The following is a 14,186-nucleotide window of genomic DNA, read 5'->3' as shown; positions in this document are numbered from 1 at the left end:
GGTAATTTAAAATGGCAGAATTAAATGTTACATTACCATATAATCTTGAAGCGGAGCAGAGTGTCCTCGGCAGTATTCTGATTGATAATAAGTGTATGGCTGATGCAAACCTTTATTTGCGTGCGGATTATTTTTATCTTCCTCAGCATAAGGCTATATACAGCGCAATGGACTATCAGTTTATGAATAACGGCGGTGCTATTGACCCTGTTATCATTGCCGATGCTCTTACAAAAGATGGAAAGTACGATTTGGCAGGCGGTAAGGATTATCTTATGCAACTTGCAAATGTCGTTCCGTCAACCGCTAATATAGAAAAATACGCCAAAATTGTTCAAGAACAGTACTATTTGCGTAATCTCATTCAAGTTTCGCAGAGTATTATTGAAGATGCAACAACTGGTGTTGGCACTGCAAACAATATTCTTGACAGTGCTGAACAAAGAATTTATGACATTCGTGAAGGCAAAACAGGTAAAGGTCCTGAAAAAATTGCCGATGTCATTATGAACAAGGTTTATCCCGAATTAAAAAACAGAACGGGTGAGAATAAAGAGGACTATCTCGGAATTTCAACAGGTTTCGGTCTTCTTGATAAGTATATTACAGGTCTTAATAAATCCGACTTTATTCTTATCGGTGCTCGTCCTGCTATGGGTAAAACTTCGTTTGCTCTTAACCTTGCACAGAACATCACTATGGGTGCAAGAAAGCGCTGTGTTTTCTTCTCACTTGAAATGACAAAGGAACAGCTTGCAGAAAGATTGCTTGCTTCTCAAGCCGGTATTGAATCGCAAAAATTCAGAACAGGTGAACTTTCAAACGATGAGTGGATTAGACTCGGTAACGCACTTTCGGCATTCCACGATGTTGAACTTTATCTTGATGATACAGCGGCGATTACTGTTCCTGAAATTAAATCAATAGTTCGTCGTTTGAAGAATGTTGATTGTATTTTGATTGACTACCTCGGACTTATTCAGTCTGCCGTACATAAGGAGAACCGTGTACAAGAGGTGTCCGAAATCACAAGAAACCTCAAAATGATGGCAAAGGATTTGAATATTCCTGTTATTTGCTGTGCACAGCTTTCCCGTGGTACAGAGGGCAGAGGCAAAACACATACTCCGCAGTTATCTGACCTTCGTGAATCGGGTTCTATCGAGCAGGATGCTGATATTGTAATGTTCCTGTATCGTCCCGATTATTACAGAAACGAACTTTCCGAAGAAGAGCGTGATGAGGTTGATGAAAATCTCACAGAACTTATCGTGGCTAAAAACCGTCACGGCGGCGTTGGAACAATTCAGTTGACCTTTGATAAGGAATTCACAAGATTTAGAAGTATAGACAATGTTAGAGATTACAGCCAAAGCTGATTTGCTTGTTAAAAAATATAATATGCTGTTACACGGCGATTTTGTTGTTGTCGGTGTTTCTGGCGGCGCAGATTCTATGGCACTTTTGTGTTATCTTCTTTCAAAAAGAGAAGAACTTGATTTGCGTATTTTGGTTGCAAATGTAGAGCACGGCATAAGGGGTAAGGAATCTGTTGCAGACACAGAGTTTGTAAAGCAGTTTTGCAAAAGCAAAGGTGTTGAATTTACAACAATATCTATAAATGCTGTTGATGAAGCAAAGCAAAACTCATTGGGTGTTGAGGAATATTCAAGGATTAAAAGATATGAATTTTTCAATTCATTCAATCCCGATAAAATCGCAACTGCGCATAATCTTTCCGATAATGTCGAAACGGTTTTGTTTCGTATGTCGAGGGGCACTTCGGCAAAGGGCTTGTGCGGTATTCCGCCTGTGAGAGATAATATTATCCGACCACTTCTTACTTGTACAGGTGAAGAAATCAGACAGGCTTGCAAAAATAACAGTATTCCTTTTAGGACTGACAGCACAAATTTTGACGATGCTTACAGTCGTAATCATATCAGACAAAACATCGTTCCTCTTTTCAAGAGGCTCAATCCGTCTTTTGAAACAACGGTTTCAAGAATGATTGAAAGTATAAACGAGGACGAAAGTTTTATTAATTCAGTAGTTAATGATTGCTATAAACAGTGTTTTGATAACGAGGCTTTGGATGTTTTGTTACTCAATTCTTATAATGTTGCTGTTTCAAAGCGAGTTATCATCAAGTATTTGTCTGCATACGGCGTGGCTGTTGATGATTGTCATCTTGGCGGAATTATTGAATTAATCAAGTCAAACGGCAAGTTCCAAATTGCAAATGACAATTTTGTTGTTTGCGAAAAGGGTAAATTGCGATATGCAAAAATGAATCAAACCGTTGATTTCGGTAACCTATTTGTGAATAAACAAATAATAACTAACGACGAATTTTTAACTAACTGTAAATTATGGCTTGAAAAATTTGACTTCTTTTGCGACTGTGATAAAATAAGTGGTAATATTTGTGTCAGAGGCAGAATGGAAAACGACAAAATTTCGCCTGCCGGCAGAGGGTGCACAAAGACACTTAAAAAGCTTTTTAACGAGCTTGGCATAAATATTGAAAAAAGAGCCTGCGTTCCGATTATATGCGATGATAAAGGCGTTATCGGAGTTTACGGCTATTGTGTTGACGAAAGGGTTAAGCCCGATTCTTCAACAAAAAATATTCTTCTATTAAAGATTCTTTTGGAGGACAAAATTTAATGCGAAAAAATCTTTCTCAAAATTGGAAATCAATAATATTTTATATTTTGATTCCGATTATGCTCATCGGTGCAATATTTTTGTTTTCTGGTCAAAACAGAAATGCTGTCACAACAAATTACAGCGAGATTGTAAATTTGTTCCGCACCGATAAGGTAAGTGAGTACGAACTTGATTTGAGTTCGGGTCAGTTGACCTATAAACTCACTACCGACAAAAAGGGAACTATCAACAAATATACAGTTCCGAGTGTATCATATTTTCTTGATGATATCAGCGATTATGTTAAAGATTACAATGATGCTCATCCTGATAAGCCTATAACCTATAACTACAAAAAAGGCTCAACCAATACTTGGTGGATGAGTATGTTGCCGACATTTATCTTTACTATCATTATCGTGCTGATGTTTGTATGGCTGATGAGAAAAATGACAGGCTCAATTTCGAGTGAAACCAATCGAACCTTGGGCTTTGGCAAGATAAAATCAAAAACTCAATCGGGTGAGGAATCCGACAAAAAGTTTGAAGATGTTGCGGGCTGTGAAGAAGAAAAAGCAGAACTTGAAGAACTTGTTGACTTCCTTAAAAACAGCGAAAAATACACCGAACTCGGTGCAAGAATTCCAAAGGGTGTTCTTCTTGTCGGCCCTCCGGGTACAGGTAAAACCTTGCTTGCAAAGGCTGTTGCAGGCGAAGCAGGTGCGCCTTTCTTGAGCATTTCAGGTTCAGACTTTGTTGAAATGTATGTCGGTGTCGGTGCGTCCCGTGTTCGTGACTTGTTTGAACAAGCAAAGAAAAAAGCACCTTGCATTGTATTTATTGATGAAATTGATGCAGTAGGCCGTCATCGTGGTACAGGTATGGGCGGCGGTAACGATGAAAGAGAGCAAACTCTCAATCAGCTTCTTGTTGAGATGGATGGTTTCGGCTCAAATTCAGGCGTTATTGTCATTGCGGCTACAAACAGACCTGATGTTCTTGACCCTGCTCTTCTTCGTCCGGGAAGATTTGACAGACAGATTACTGTTAACCGTCCTGATGCACAAGGCAGAGAGGATATACTCAAAGTTCATTCAAAGGGCAAGCCTCTTGCTCCTGATGTTGATTTGCACGAAATTGCTAAGGACACAATCGGATTTACAGGTGCAGACCTTGAAAATCTTATGAACGAAGCTGCACTTCTTGCTGTCAGAAGAAAGAAAAAGGCTATCACGCTTCAAGATATTATTGATGCCACATCAAGAGTTGAACTTGGTACAGAAAAGAAATCTCATAAGTTTTCGGATAAAGCAAAGAAACTCACCGCTTTCCACGAAGCAGGTCACGCTGTTGCATCTTTCTACATCGAGGGTCACGACCCTGTAAGAGAAATCTCGATTGTTCCTCGTGGACTTGGTGCAGGTGGATACACTTGGTATACTCCACAGGAGGAAAACTATAATTCTCGCAAAGAAATGCTCGACAATCTTGTTTCGATGTTTGGCGGTCGTGTTGCGGAAGCACTTGCACTTGATGACATTTCAACAGGTGCATCAAACGACCTTCAGCGTGCAACCGAGATTGTTCGTGATATGGTAATCAAGTACGGTATGAGCGATAATATCGGTCCTGTTGTATATGACAGCGGCAACGGTGAAGTTTTCCTCGGCAAGGACTACGGTCATGTAAACAATTATTCCGAGGCTACTTCGGCTCGTATTGATGCAGAAGTTGAAAAGATTATGCGTGAAGCATATGAAAAAACCGTTGCAATCCTTAAAGAGCATTATGACAAGCTCGAACTTGTTGCAAACACTCTTCTTGAAAAAGAAAAGATTTCAGGCGAAGTATTTGAGTCTTTGATGAAGTTCGGCACACTCCCGACTTCAGAAGAAACATCTTCAACCGATGATGCTCCTGCAGAAATTGAAACCGTTGCAGAAGCACAAAGTGAAGTAATTGAAACAGCACAAGCAACTCAAACCGAAAACACGGAAAATACGGAAGAATAAACAAAACGGCGTAGCATCGGTTACGCCGTTTAATTTATGTACTTGTTTATGTAAAAAGTGTATGTTATATTAGTCTTGAGGTGATTTTATGCTCAGAGAAGCTAAAGTAAATGATTATTTGGGAATATGCAAAGTAGCAACTGACGATTTGGGTTATAAATGTGAACCGGAGCTTGTAAAATACAGGCTTGAAAATATTGACACAAACCGTGAAAAGGTTTATGTGGCAGAAACAGAAGGTAAAATTGTCGGTTTTGTCCACGCTGAAATGTATAATACTCTATATTATAAAAGTATGGTCAATATTCAAGGGTTAGCCGTGAATAGTGAGTTCAGACATAAAGGCTATGGTAGAGCACTTCTCGGTGAAGTTGAAACTTGGGCAAAAAATAAAGGTGTTGATTTAATTAGGGTTAATTCCGGTTTTTCACGAAAAGAGGCTCACGCATTTTACCGTAACTTAGGCTATGATAATGAAAAAGAACAAATCCGCTTTCTGAAGCAATTATAAAAGCATATATCAAATATAAAAAGTGCGCATAGTTAAAATGCACACTTTAATTATTTATTCTATAAATGATTTGTACTTTTCAAAATAATTGAGCAATTCTTGCTCAGTATTGTATGCAGAAAGAGCGCCGACTTTTGTTACAGCCTTTCCGCCTGTAATGTTGCCGAGGAGTACACATTCTTTGAGCGGCTTGTCATAGAAAAGTCCGTACATAAACCCTGAAAGAAAAGCGTCACCGGCACCTGTTGAATCAACATTTTTGAATTCGTCAATACTCGGTACAAAGAAACTGCCGTTTTCGTCAATTCCGATACAACCGTCTTTGTCAACTTTTACAACAACATTATCAAAATATTTTGTAAGTGCTTGTGCGGCTTCTTCGGAAGTTGATGTGTTGCTTATCTTTTTTGCTTCCTTTTGGTTTGGTGTGTAATAATCGGCAATTTCAAGATAGTCTGCGTATTTTTCAAAGCTCATATCGTCATCCCATCCTGTATCAAGTACAAGCTTTGTTCCGCCTTCATGAAGTTTTTTGTACACATCCAAAAATCCGCCAAGTTGCATCATTGTGATTTTGCTGCCTTTGGCTATTTGAAAAAACTTTTCTTTTGCATTATCGTCAGCTTCAATAGAACCTTTGCCGTATGTAAAAAATGTTCTGTCCTTAGGTAATATAATTGCCGATGTGATGTTGAGCGGAATTTTATCGCCCTCATAAAGATTTGTCGGTTCAACGCCGTTTTGTAAAAATTTGTCTTTGGCAAATTCCGAAAAGATGTCATTTCCGAGTTCCGTAGCGATTTTGGTTTCAATTCCTAGTCTGCCGAGGTTAATAAGTGTAGCCGGAAAACCGCCGCCGAGTTGTAAGTCAAAATCCTTGCAGTAAAGTTCTTCGCCTACATCCGGTATTCTTTCCATTCCCTGATAGAGCAGGTCAACATTTGTTGCACCAGCACCTGCTATAAAAGCCATAGCGTATCTCCTTTATATGAATAAATTATAATTTAATTATATTGCTTCAAACTTTTTATGTCAATAAATCCGGTGTATAAAAATATTTATTTAATTTCTTAATTTTCGGTTGACTATTTTGCTGATTTATTATATAATTAAATTCCGAAAGAGGTGCGATATGACAACACTAATTAAGGGCGCTTTCGTATATGCGGGAGCGGGATTTTCAAAACTTGATGTTCTAATTAAAGACGGTAAAATCAATACCCTTGGTACCTCCATTTCTTCAAATGGAGTTGACGCTGTTTTTTTTGCACAGGATAAGTATTTAATTCCGGGTTTCGTGGATGTTCATGTACATCTCAGAGAGCCCGGTTTTTCTTATAAAGAGACGATTAGGACAGGCACTCTTGCAGCTGCCAAGGGCGGATACACGGCTGTTTGCCCAATGCCTAATATCAATCCTGTTCCTGACAGTGTCGAGAATATCGGTATTGAACTTGATTTAATCAAAAAAGATGCGGTAATCAACACCTACCCGTTTGCTTCAATTACAAAGGGAAGAAAAGGCAGAGGAGAGCTTGTTGATTTTGATGCGTTAAAGGAACTTGCCGTTGGCTTTAGTGACGACGGAACAGGCGTTCAGGACGAGCAGGATATGAGACTTGCTATGGAGCAATGTGCAAAAATCGGCAAGGTTATTTCAGCTCATTGCGAGGTTAACGATTTGCTTCACGGCGGATATATTCACGATGGTGAATATTGCAAGGCTCACGGACATAAGGGCATTTGCTCCGCTTCTGAATATGAGCAGATTGAACGAGATTGCAAACTTGCAGAAGAAACAGGCGTTCGGTATCATGTTTGCCATATTTCAACCAAGGAAAGCGTTGATATAATTCGTAAAGCAAAAGCACGAGGAGTTAATGTCACCTGCGAAACAGGACCGCATTATCTCACGATGTGCGACAAGGATTTGCAAGAGGACGGAAGATTTAAGATGAATCCTCCTCTTCGCAGCGAAGAAGATAAACAAGCGTTGCTTCAAGGAATACTTGACGGCACAATTGATGTGATTGCAACTGACCATGCACCGCATTCGGCTGAAGAAAAGTCAAAAGGACTTGCCGGTTCTGCAATGGGCGTTGTCGGTCTTGAAACTTCTTTTGCGGTACTGTATACAAAACTTGTAAAATCCGGTTTTATCACTCTTGAAAAACTCATTGAGCTTATGAGTGTTAATCCGAGAAAAATATTTGATTTGCCGGGTGGCGAAATCAAGGAGGGCGAAGTTGCCGATTTGGCATTGCTCGACCTTGAATCAAAATGGATTGTTGACCCTGATGACTTTTTGTCTATGGGCAGAGCAACTCCGTTTGAAGGTTGGCAACTTCAAGGCAAAAATATATTGACAATGTGTGGAGGGAAAATAGTTTATGAAGCCTTATGATAAAAAAATAATTCTTGAAAACGGTATGGAATTTTATGGCTATGGCTTTGGCTCAAACAAGCAAGCTATAAACGAAATTGTTTTCAATACTTCTATGGTCGGTTATCAGGAAATTATTTCCGACCCGTCATACACTGATCAAATGGTTTGTATGACATATCCTCTTATTGGTAACTATGGTATGACCGATGATGACTACGAAACAAGAATCCCAACTATGGGCGGTTTGATTGTCAGAGAGTATAACGATTTACCGTCAAACTTCAGATATACCAAAACCCTTTCGGAAGTTCTTGACGAATACGATATTCCGGGTATCAGCGGTGTTGATACAAGAATGATTACCCGTATTATTCGCAACGAGGGTAGCCAAAAGGTTATGATTTGCGATGCAGACAAGCCGTATGATGAGGCGTATGCAGAACTTAAAGCATATGTTATTCCAACTGATATGGTTTCAAGAGTTTCTTGCAAAAAGCGTTGGTATTCACGTACACCAAATCATAAATATGATGTTGTTGCAATCGACTGCGGTATCAAACTTAATATCGTCAGAAAACTTAATGAAAAGGGTTGCAATGTAACAGTTGTTCCGTTTGACACTCCTGCAGAGGAAATTCTCAAACTTCGTCCGGATGGATTGTTCCTTTCAAACGGTCCCGGTGACCCTGAATATGTACAACCTGTCATCAACCTTGTAAGAGAACTTCACGGCAAACTTCCAATCTTTGGTATTTGCCTTGGACACCAAATGATTTCTCTTGCACTAGGAGCAAAGACTTTCAAAATGAAATTTGGTCACAGAGGCGGAAATCATCCTGTTGTTAATCTTGAAACAGGCAAGATTGAAATTACATCACAAAATCATTCATACGCTGTTGATGTTGACAGTCTTGAAAACACACCACTCACATTGACACACAAAAACTTGCTTGATAATACAGCAGAGGGTGTTGAATCAAAGGAAAATAAGTTGTTCTCTGTTCAGTATCACCCTGAATCTGCACCGGGTCCGCAGGACAGTGCATATTTGTTTGATAAATTTATTGATTTAATGGCAAAGGAGGCTGAATAATATGCCAAAGCGTACAGATATACATAAGGTATTGGTAATAGGTTCAGGTCCTATTGTTATCGGACAAGCTGCCGAATTCGACTATTCGGGCACACAGGCTTGCCTTGCACTTCGTGAAGAGGGTTACGAGGTTGTTCTCATCAACTCAAACCCTGCAACAATTATGACCGACACCGATATTGCCGACAAGGTTTATATGGAGCCTCTCAATCTTGAATATGTTGCAAGAATTATCCGTCACGAAAGACCTGATGCAATTCTTCCGTCACTCGGCGGTCAAACAGGTCTTAACCTTGCTGTTCAGCTTGCCAAAAAAGGCGTTCTTCAAGAATGTGATGTTGAAATTCTCGGCACAAGTTTTAAGGCTATTGAAAGAGCAGAGGACAGAGAATTGTTCAAGGACTTGTGCGAAAGCCTTGGAGAACCTGTTCTTCCGTCAGAAATCGCAAACACTCTTGAGGAGGGCTTGCAGGCGGCTCGTGACATCGGCTATCCTGTTGTTCTTCGTCCTGCTTTCACCCTTGGTGGTACAGGCGGCGGCTTTGCCGATGACGAGGAAGAATGTGAATTAATGCTCAAAAACGCACTTGCACTTTCTCCTGTGCATCAGGTTCTTGTTGAGAAATCAATCAAGGGCTACAAAGAAATTGAGTATGAAGTAATGCGTGATGCAAACGACACTGCTATCACAATTTGTAATATGGAAAACATTGACCCTGTCGGTATTCACACAGGCGACAGTGTTGTAGTTGCTCCATCACAAACACTCACCAACAAAGAGTATCATATGCTTCGTGACAGTGCTCTCAAGATTATCAGAGAACTTAAAATTGAGGGTGGTTGTAATGTTCAGTTTGCACTTGACCCACTTTCATTCCAGTATTATTTGATTGAGGTTAACCCAAGAGTTTCTCGTTCTTCGGCACTTGCGTCAAAGGCTTCGGGTTATCCTATTGCAAGAGTTTCCGCAAAGATTTCTGTTGGAATGCACCTTGATGAAATTCAAATCGCAAACACTCCTGCATCATTTGAACCGACTCTCGACTATGTTGTAACAAAGATTGCTCGCTTCCCGTTTGATAAATTTGCCGATGCAAATAACTCGCTCAACACTCAAATGAAGGCAACCGGTGAAGTAATGGCCATCGGCAGAACAATGGAGGAATCACTCCTCAAGGCTATTCGTTCACTCGAAACCGGTGTTTGCCATCTTTACAACAAGAAGTTTGACTCATATTCAACTGACGAACTTTTGGAATATATCAAAATCGGCACAGATGACAGACTTTTTGCAATTGCTCAACTTATCCGTCTTGGCGTTGACCTTAATATGATTTATAACGACACCAAGATTGATATGTTCTTCCTTGATAAGTTCAAGAACATTACCGATTTTGAACAGACCCTTAAAACTAATGTCGGAGATATTGAAACGCTTAAAGATGCAAAGAAGATGGGCGTTTCCGATAAATACATCGGTCAGGTTTGGGGTATGACAGAAGCCGAAGTGTTTAATCTTCGTAAAGAAAACAAGATTTTCCCTGTGTACAAAATGATTGATACCTGTGCTTCGGAGTTTGACAGTTATGTTCCGTATTTCTACTCAACTTATGAGCAGGAAAATGAGTCAATTGTCAGCGACAAAAAGAAGATTGTTGTTCTCGGTTCAGGCCCTATCCGTATCGGTCAGGGCGTAGAATTTGACTACTCAACCGTTCACGCAATCTGGTCAATCAGAGATGCAGGATATGAGGCTATTATTATCAATAACAATCCTGAAACTGTTTCAACCGACTACACAACATCAGACAAGCTCTATTTTGAGCCTCTCACTGTTGAAGATGTTATGAATGTTATCGAACTTGAAAAGCCACTCGGAATTGTTGTATCTCTCGGCGGACAGACAGCAATTAACCTTGCTCCGCCACTTGACGCTCTTGGTGTTCCGATTATCGGCACAGATGTTGAAGCAATCGACAGAGCAGAAAACAGAGATTCGTTCGAAAAGGTTATGAACGACCTCGGTATTCCTCAACCAAAGGGCGAGGCTGTAACAGATATTGAAGAGGGCGTAAGAGTTGCCGAAAAGATTGGCTATCCTGTTCTCGTTCGTCCGTCATTCGTTCTTGGCGGTCGTGCAATGCAAATCGTTGCAAATGAGGAGTCACTTCGTCATTATCTCCAAACCGCAGTAGAAATCAATACAGAACAGCCTGTACTTGTTGACAAGTACATTATGGGCAGAGAACTTGAAATTGATGCTATCTGTGATGGCGAGGATGTATTTATCCCCGGCATTATGGAACATGTTGAGAGAACAGGCGTTCATTCGGGCGACAGTATTTCCGTTTACCCAACATTCACGGCAAGCCAAAAGGTTAAGGACACAATCATTGATTATACCGTTAAACTCGGTAAGGCAATTGGCATTGTCGGTCTTTATAACATTCAATTTATCGCTGATGAAAACGATGATGTATTTGTAATCGAGGTTAACCCTCGTTCATCTCGTACGGTTCCGTTCCTTTCAAAGGCAACAAGCGTTCCTATGGCTCACATTGCAACACAGGTTATTCTTGGCCACAGCCTCAAGGAGCAGGGATATACAAACGTATATCAGCCTGAAAAGAAGCGCTGGTATGTTAAAGCACCTGCTTTCTCATTCAGCAAGCTTAAGGGTATGGATACATATCTTTCACCTGAAATGAAGTCAACAGGTGAAGCAATCGGTTATGATAAGTCGCTCACTCGGGCTCTTTACAAGGCTATTCAGGCTTCCGGAATGAATGTTGCAAACTACGGTACAGTTTTGGTAACTATTGCTGACCAGGACAAGCCGACAGCTTTGCCTCTTATCAAGAGATTTTACGACCTCGGCTTCAACATTGAAGCAACAGAAGGTACTGCAAAGTATCTTAAAGAGCACGGTATCAGAACAAGAGTTCGTCAAAAGCTCACGGCTGACGAAAGTGACGAAATCCTTAAGGCTCTCCGTCAGGGACATATTGCTTATGTTATCAACACAATTGATATCAATGCAGGCGACAGCCACTCGGATGGCTCTGAAATCAGAAGAGCGGCAGTAGACAACAATGTAACAATGTTTACTTCTCTTGATACTGTAAAGGTTCTTCTTGATGTACTTGAAGAAATTACACTCGGCGTATCAACTATTGACGCAGAATAAAGGATAATTTATGTATAAGCAGAATAAATATAAAATTTTATCAAATGATGCTTTGACAGAGGATGTTTACAAAATGGTTCTCGGCGGTGATACTCAGTATATCACCGCTCCGGGACAGTTCATCAACATTCAGCTTGACGGCAAATTCTTGCGCAGACCTATTTCTGTTTGTGATTACAGCGATGACACAATCACAATCATCTACAAGGTCGTAGGCGAGGGAACAGAGCAAATGAAATGCCTTGCTGTCGGTGAAGTGCTTGATGTCCTCACGGGTCTTGGCAACGGATACGATATTTCAAAATCAACAAAACCGCTTCTTATCGGTGGCGGAGTAGGTGTTCCGCCTATGTACAATCTTGCAAAAGCATTGATTAATGACGGTCAAAAAGTTTCTGTTGTTTTGGGTTTTAATACTGCAAAAGAGATTTTTTATGAGGACGAATTCAAGGCTCTCGGCTGTGATGTTTTTGTTACAACTGTTGACGGCTCATATGGTATTAAAGGCTTTGTTACAGACGCAATGAAAGATATAGATTACGATTATTTCTATACTTGCGGTCCGCTTCCGATGTTCAAGGCGATTTACAATGAAACCGATACTTCGGGTCAGTTCAGCTTTGAAGAGCGTATGGGTTGTGGCTTTGGTGCTTGTATGGGTTGCTCATGCAAAACAAAGTATGGCAATAAGAGAATTTGTAAGGATGGTCCTGTTCTTGTTAAGGAGGAGATTATATGGTAGATTTATCGGTTAACCTTGCCGGAATGGAAATGGATAATCCTATTGTTCCGGCATCGGGTACTTTTGGTTTCGGCAACGAATTCAAAGATTTTTACGATATTAATATCCTCGGTTCATTCTCGTTTAAGGGAACAACAAAGGACGCTCGATTCGGCAATCCTACTCCAAGAATTGCAGAATGTAAAAACGGAATGATTAACGCTGTAGGACTTCAAAATCCAGGCGTTCATCATGTTATTGAACACGAACTTCCTGAAATGAAAAAATACTTCCACAAGCCTGTTATCGCAAATGTTTCGGGTTTCAGCGTGGATGATTATGCATATACCTGTGAACTTCTTGACAAAGAAGAACAAGTTGGTATTTTAGAGGTCAATGTTTCTTGCCCTAATGTTCACGGCGGAGGAATGTCATTCGGCACATCTCCCGATGCTGCAGTAGAGGTTACAAAGGCGGTTAAGGCAGTTACAACAAAGCCTGTTTTTATTAAACTTTCACCAAATGTAACTGATATTGTTTCGATTGCTAAGGCTTGTGAGGACGCAGGTGCAGACGGCATTTGCCTTATCAACACTATGCTTGGTATGAGAGTTGATATTAAACGCAGACAACCTGTTATTGCCAATACAATGGGCGGTTTCAGCGGTGACGCAATATTTCCTGTTGCTGTCAGAATGGTTTATCAGGTTTCAAAAGCTTGCAATATTCCTGTTATGGGATGTGGCGGTGTCAGCACTGCAAAAGATGTAATCGAAATGATGATGGCAGGTGCAACTGCTGTTCAAGTAGGTGCTGCAAATCTTGTCAATCCATATGTATGCAAAGATATTATCGAAGCATTGCCGATTGAATGTAAAAAATTAGGAATTAATAAATTAAGTGATATTATAGGAGTGGTTGAATAATGGGAAAAGATGTTATTATAGCATGTGACTTTGCAAGTGCAAAAGATACCTTTGATTTTCTTGACAAATTCACAGAGGAAAAGCCTTTTGTAAAAATCGGTATGGAACTTTTTTATGCCGAAGGTCCTGAAATTGTCAGAGAAATTAAGCGTAGAGGCCACAAGATTTTTCTTGATTTAAAGCTTCACGATATTCCAAACACAGTTAAAAAATCTATGGCTGTTTTGTCGCAACTTGATGTTGATATGACAAATCTTCACGCCGCAGGCACAATTGATATGATGAAAGCTGCTCTTGAGGGTCTTACTCGTGAGGACGGCACTCGTCCTATTTTGATTGCCGTAACACAGCTTACTTCAACAAGCGAGGAGCGTATGCAAAACGAACTTCTCATTAATGCGTCAATCAACGACACAATTGTAAAATATGCACAAAATGCCAAGGAAGCAGGTCTTGACGGTGTTGTTTGCTCACCGCTTGAAGCAGGAATGGTTAAGGATGCTTGCTCATCCGATTTCATCACCGTAACTCCGGGCGTTAGATTTGCAGACGGTGAGGTAGGCGACCAAGTTCGTGTTACAACACCTGAAAAGGCAAAGGAGATCGGTTCTGACTATATCGTTGTGGGCAGACCTATTACTCAGGCAGATGACCCTGTTTCAGCATACAGAAGATGCTGTGCAGAATTCATTGGTTAA

General features: G+C 40.3%; 11 protein-coding genes. 10 read left to right on the top strand and 1 reads right to left on the bottom strand.

Features of this window, described 5'->3' with window-relative positions:
- Nucleotides 1-11 precede the first annotated feature (11 nt).
- From dnaB to Q0E03_RS03085, 4 genes are all read left to right on the top strand, one after another.
- A complete protein-coding gene (gene dnaB, locus Q0E03_RS03100) occupies nt 12-1,379 on the top strand; it encodes a replicative DNA helicase (protein ID WP_297129436.1) in 1,368 nt (455 codons plus the stop codon).
- Nucleotides 1,354-2,670 (top strand): tRNA lysidine(34) synthetase TilS, encoded by a 1,317-nt coding sequence (gene tilS, locus Q0E03_RS03095; protein WP_297129434.1) that lies wholly within the window; start codon nt 1,354-1,356, stop codon nt 2,668-2,670. The genes dnaB and tilS overlap by 26 nt, the downstream gene beginning before the upstream one ends.
- Complete coding sequence (ftsH, locus tag Q0E03_RS03090) at nt 2,670-4,664, top strand: ATP-dependent zinc metalloprotease FtsH (protein ID WP_297129432.1); 1,995 nt, start codon at nt 2,670-2,672, stop codon at nt 4,662-4,664. Before tilS ends, ftsH begins: the two co-directional genes overlap by 1 nt.
- A gap of 88 nt (nt 4,665-4,752) precedes the next feature.
- Entirely contained in the window at nt 4,753-5,175 is a 423-nt protein-coding gene (locus Q0E03_RS03085) for a GNAT family N-acetyltransferase (protein ID WP_297129430.1), read from the top strand.
- Between the two features lie 54 nt (nt 5,176-5,229).
- On the opposite strand, the gene Q0E03_RS03080 is transcribed toward Q0E03_RS03085, so the two are convergent.
- Entirely contained in the window at nt 5,230-6,147 is a 918-nt protein-coding gene (locus tag Q0E03_RS03080; protein WP_297129428.1) for a carbohydrate kinase family protein, read from the bottom strand.
- Between the two features lie 160 nt (nt 6,148-6,307).
- On the opposite strand from Q0E03_RS03080, the gene Q0E03_RS03075 reads away from it, so the two are divergent.
- Genes Q0E03_RS03075 through pyrF form a run of 6 tightly spaced genes read left to right on the top strand, consistent with a single transcriptional unit; the run spans nt 6,308 to nt 14,186 of the window.
- Nucleotides 6,308-7,579: a dihydroorotase gene (locus Q0E03_RS03075; protein ID WP_297129425.1), complete on the top strand. Its 1,272-nt coding sequence runs from the start codon at nt 6,308-6,310 to the stop codon at nt 7,577-7,579.
- Nucleotides 7,566-8,654, top strand: coding sequence for a glutamine-hydrolyzing carbamoyl-phosphate synthase small subunit (gene carA, locus Q0E03_RS03070; protein WP_297129423.1), 1,089 nt, complete (start codon nt 7,566-7,568; stop codon nt 8,652-8,654). Before Q0E03_RS03075 ends, carA begins: the two co-directional genes overlap by 14 nt.
- Before the next feature lies 1 nt (nt 8,655).
- The gene (gene carB, locus Q0E03_RS03065) at nt 8,656-11,841 is read left to right on the top strand and encodes a carbamoyl-phosphate synthase large subunit (protein WP_297129421.1); all 3,186 of its coding nucleotides are present in this window, start codon (nt 8,656-8,658) and stop codon (nt 11,839-11,841) included.
- Between the two features lie 10 nt (nt 11,842-11,851).
- Entirely contained in the window at nt 11,852-12,583 is a 732-nt protein-coding gene (locus Q0E03_RS03060; RefSeq protein WP_297129418.1) for a dihydroorotate dehydrogenase electron transfer subunit, read from the top strand.
- Entirely contained in the window at nt 12,577-13,488 is a 912-nt protein-coding gene (locus Q0E03_RS03055) for a dihydroorotate dehydrogenase (protein WP_297129417.1), read from the top strand. Before Q0E03_RS03060 ends, Q0E03_RS03055 begins: the two co-directional genes overlap by 7 nt.
- Nucleotides 13,488-14,186: an orotidine-5'-phosphate decarboxylase gene (pyrF, locus tag Q0E03_RS03050; RefSeq protein WP_273430353.1), complete on the top strand. Its 699-nt coding sequence runs from the start codon at nt 13,488-13,490 to the stop codon at nt 14,184-14,186. The genes Q0E03_RS03055 and pyrF overlap by 1 nt, the downstream gene beginning before the upstream one ends.

It is taken from the genome of uncultured Eubacterium sp., from assembly GCF_934525195.1.
In the GTDB taxonomy this organism is placed as follows: domain Bacteria; phylum Bacillota; class Clostridia; order Oscillospirales; family Acutalibacteraceae; genus Eubacterium_R.
Note: the sequence above shows the minus strand (reverse complement) of the source record. Positions and strands in the feature narration are given on the sequence as shown.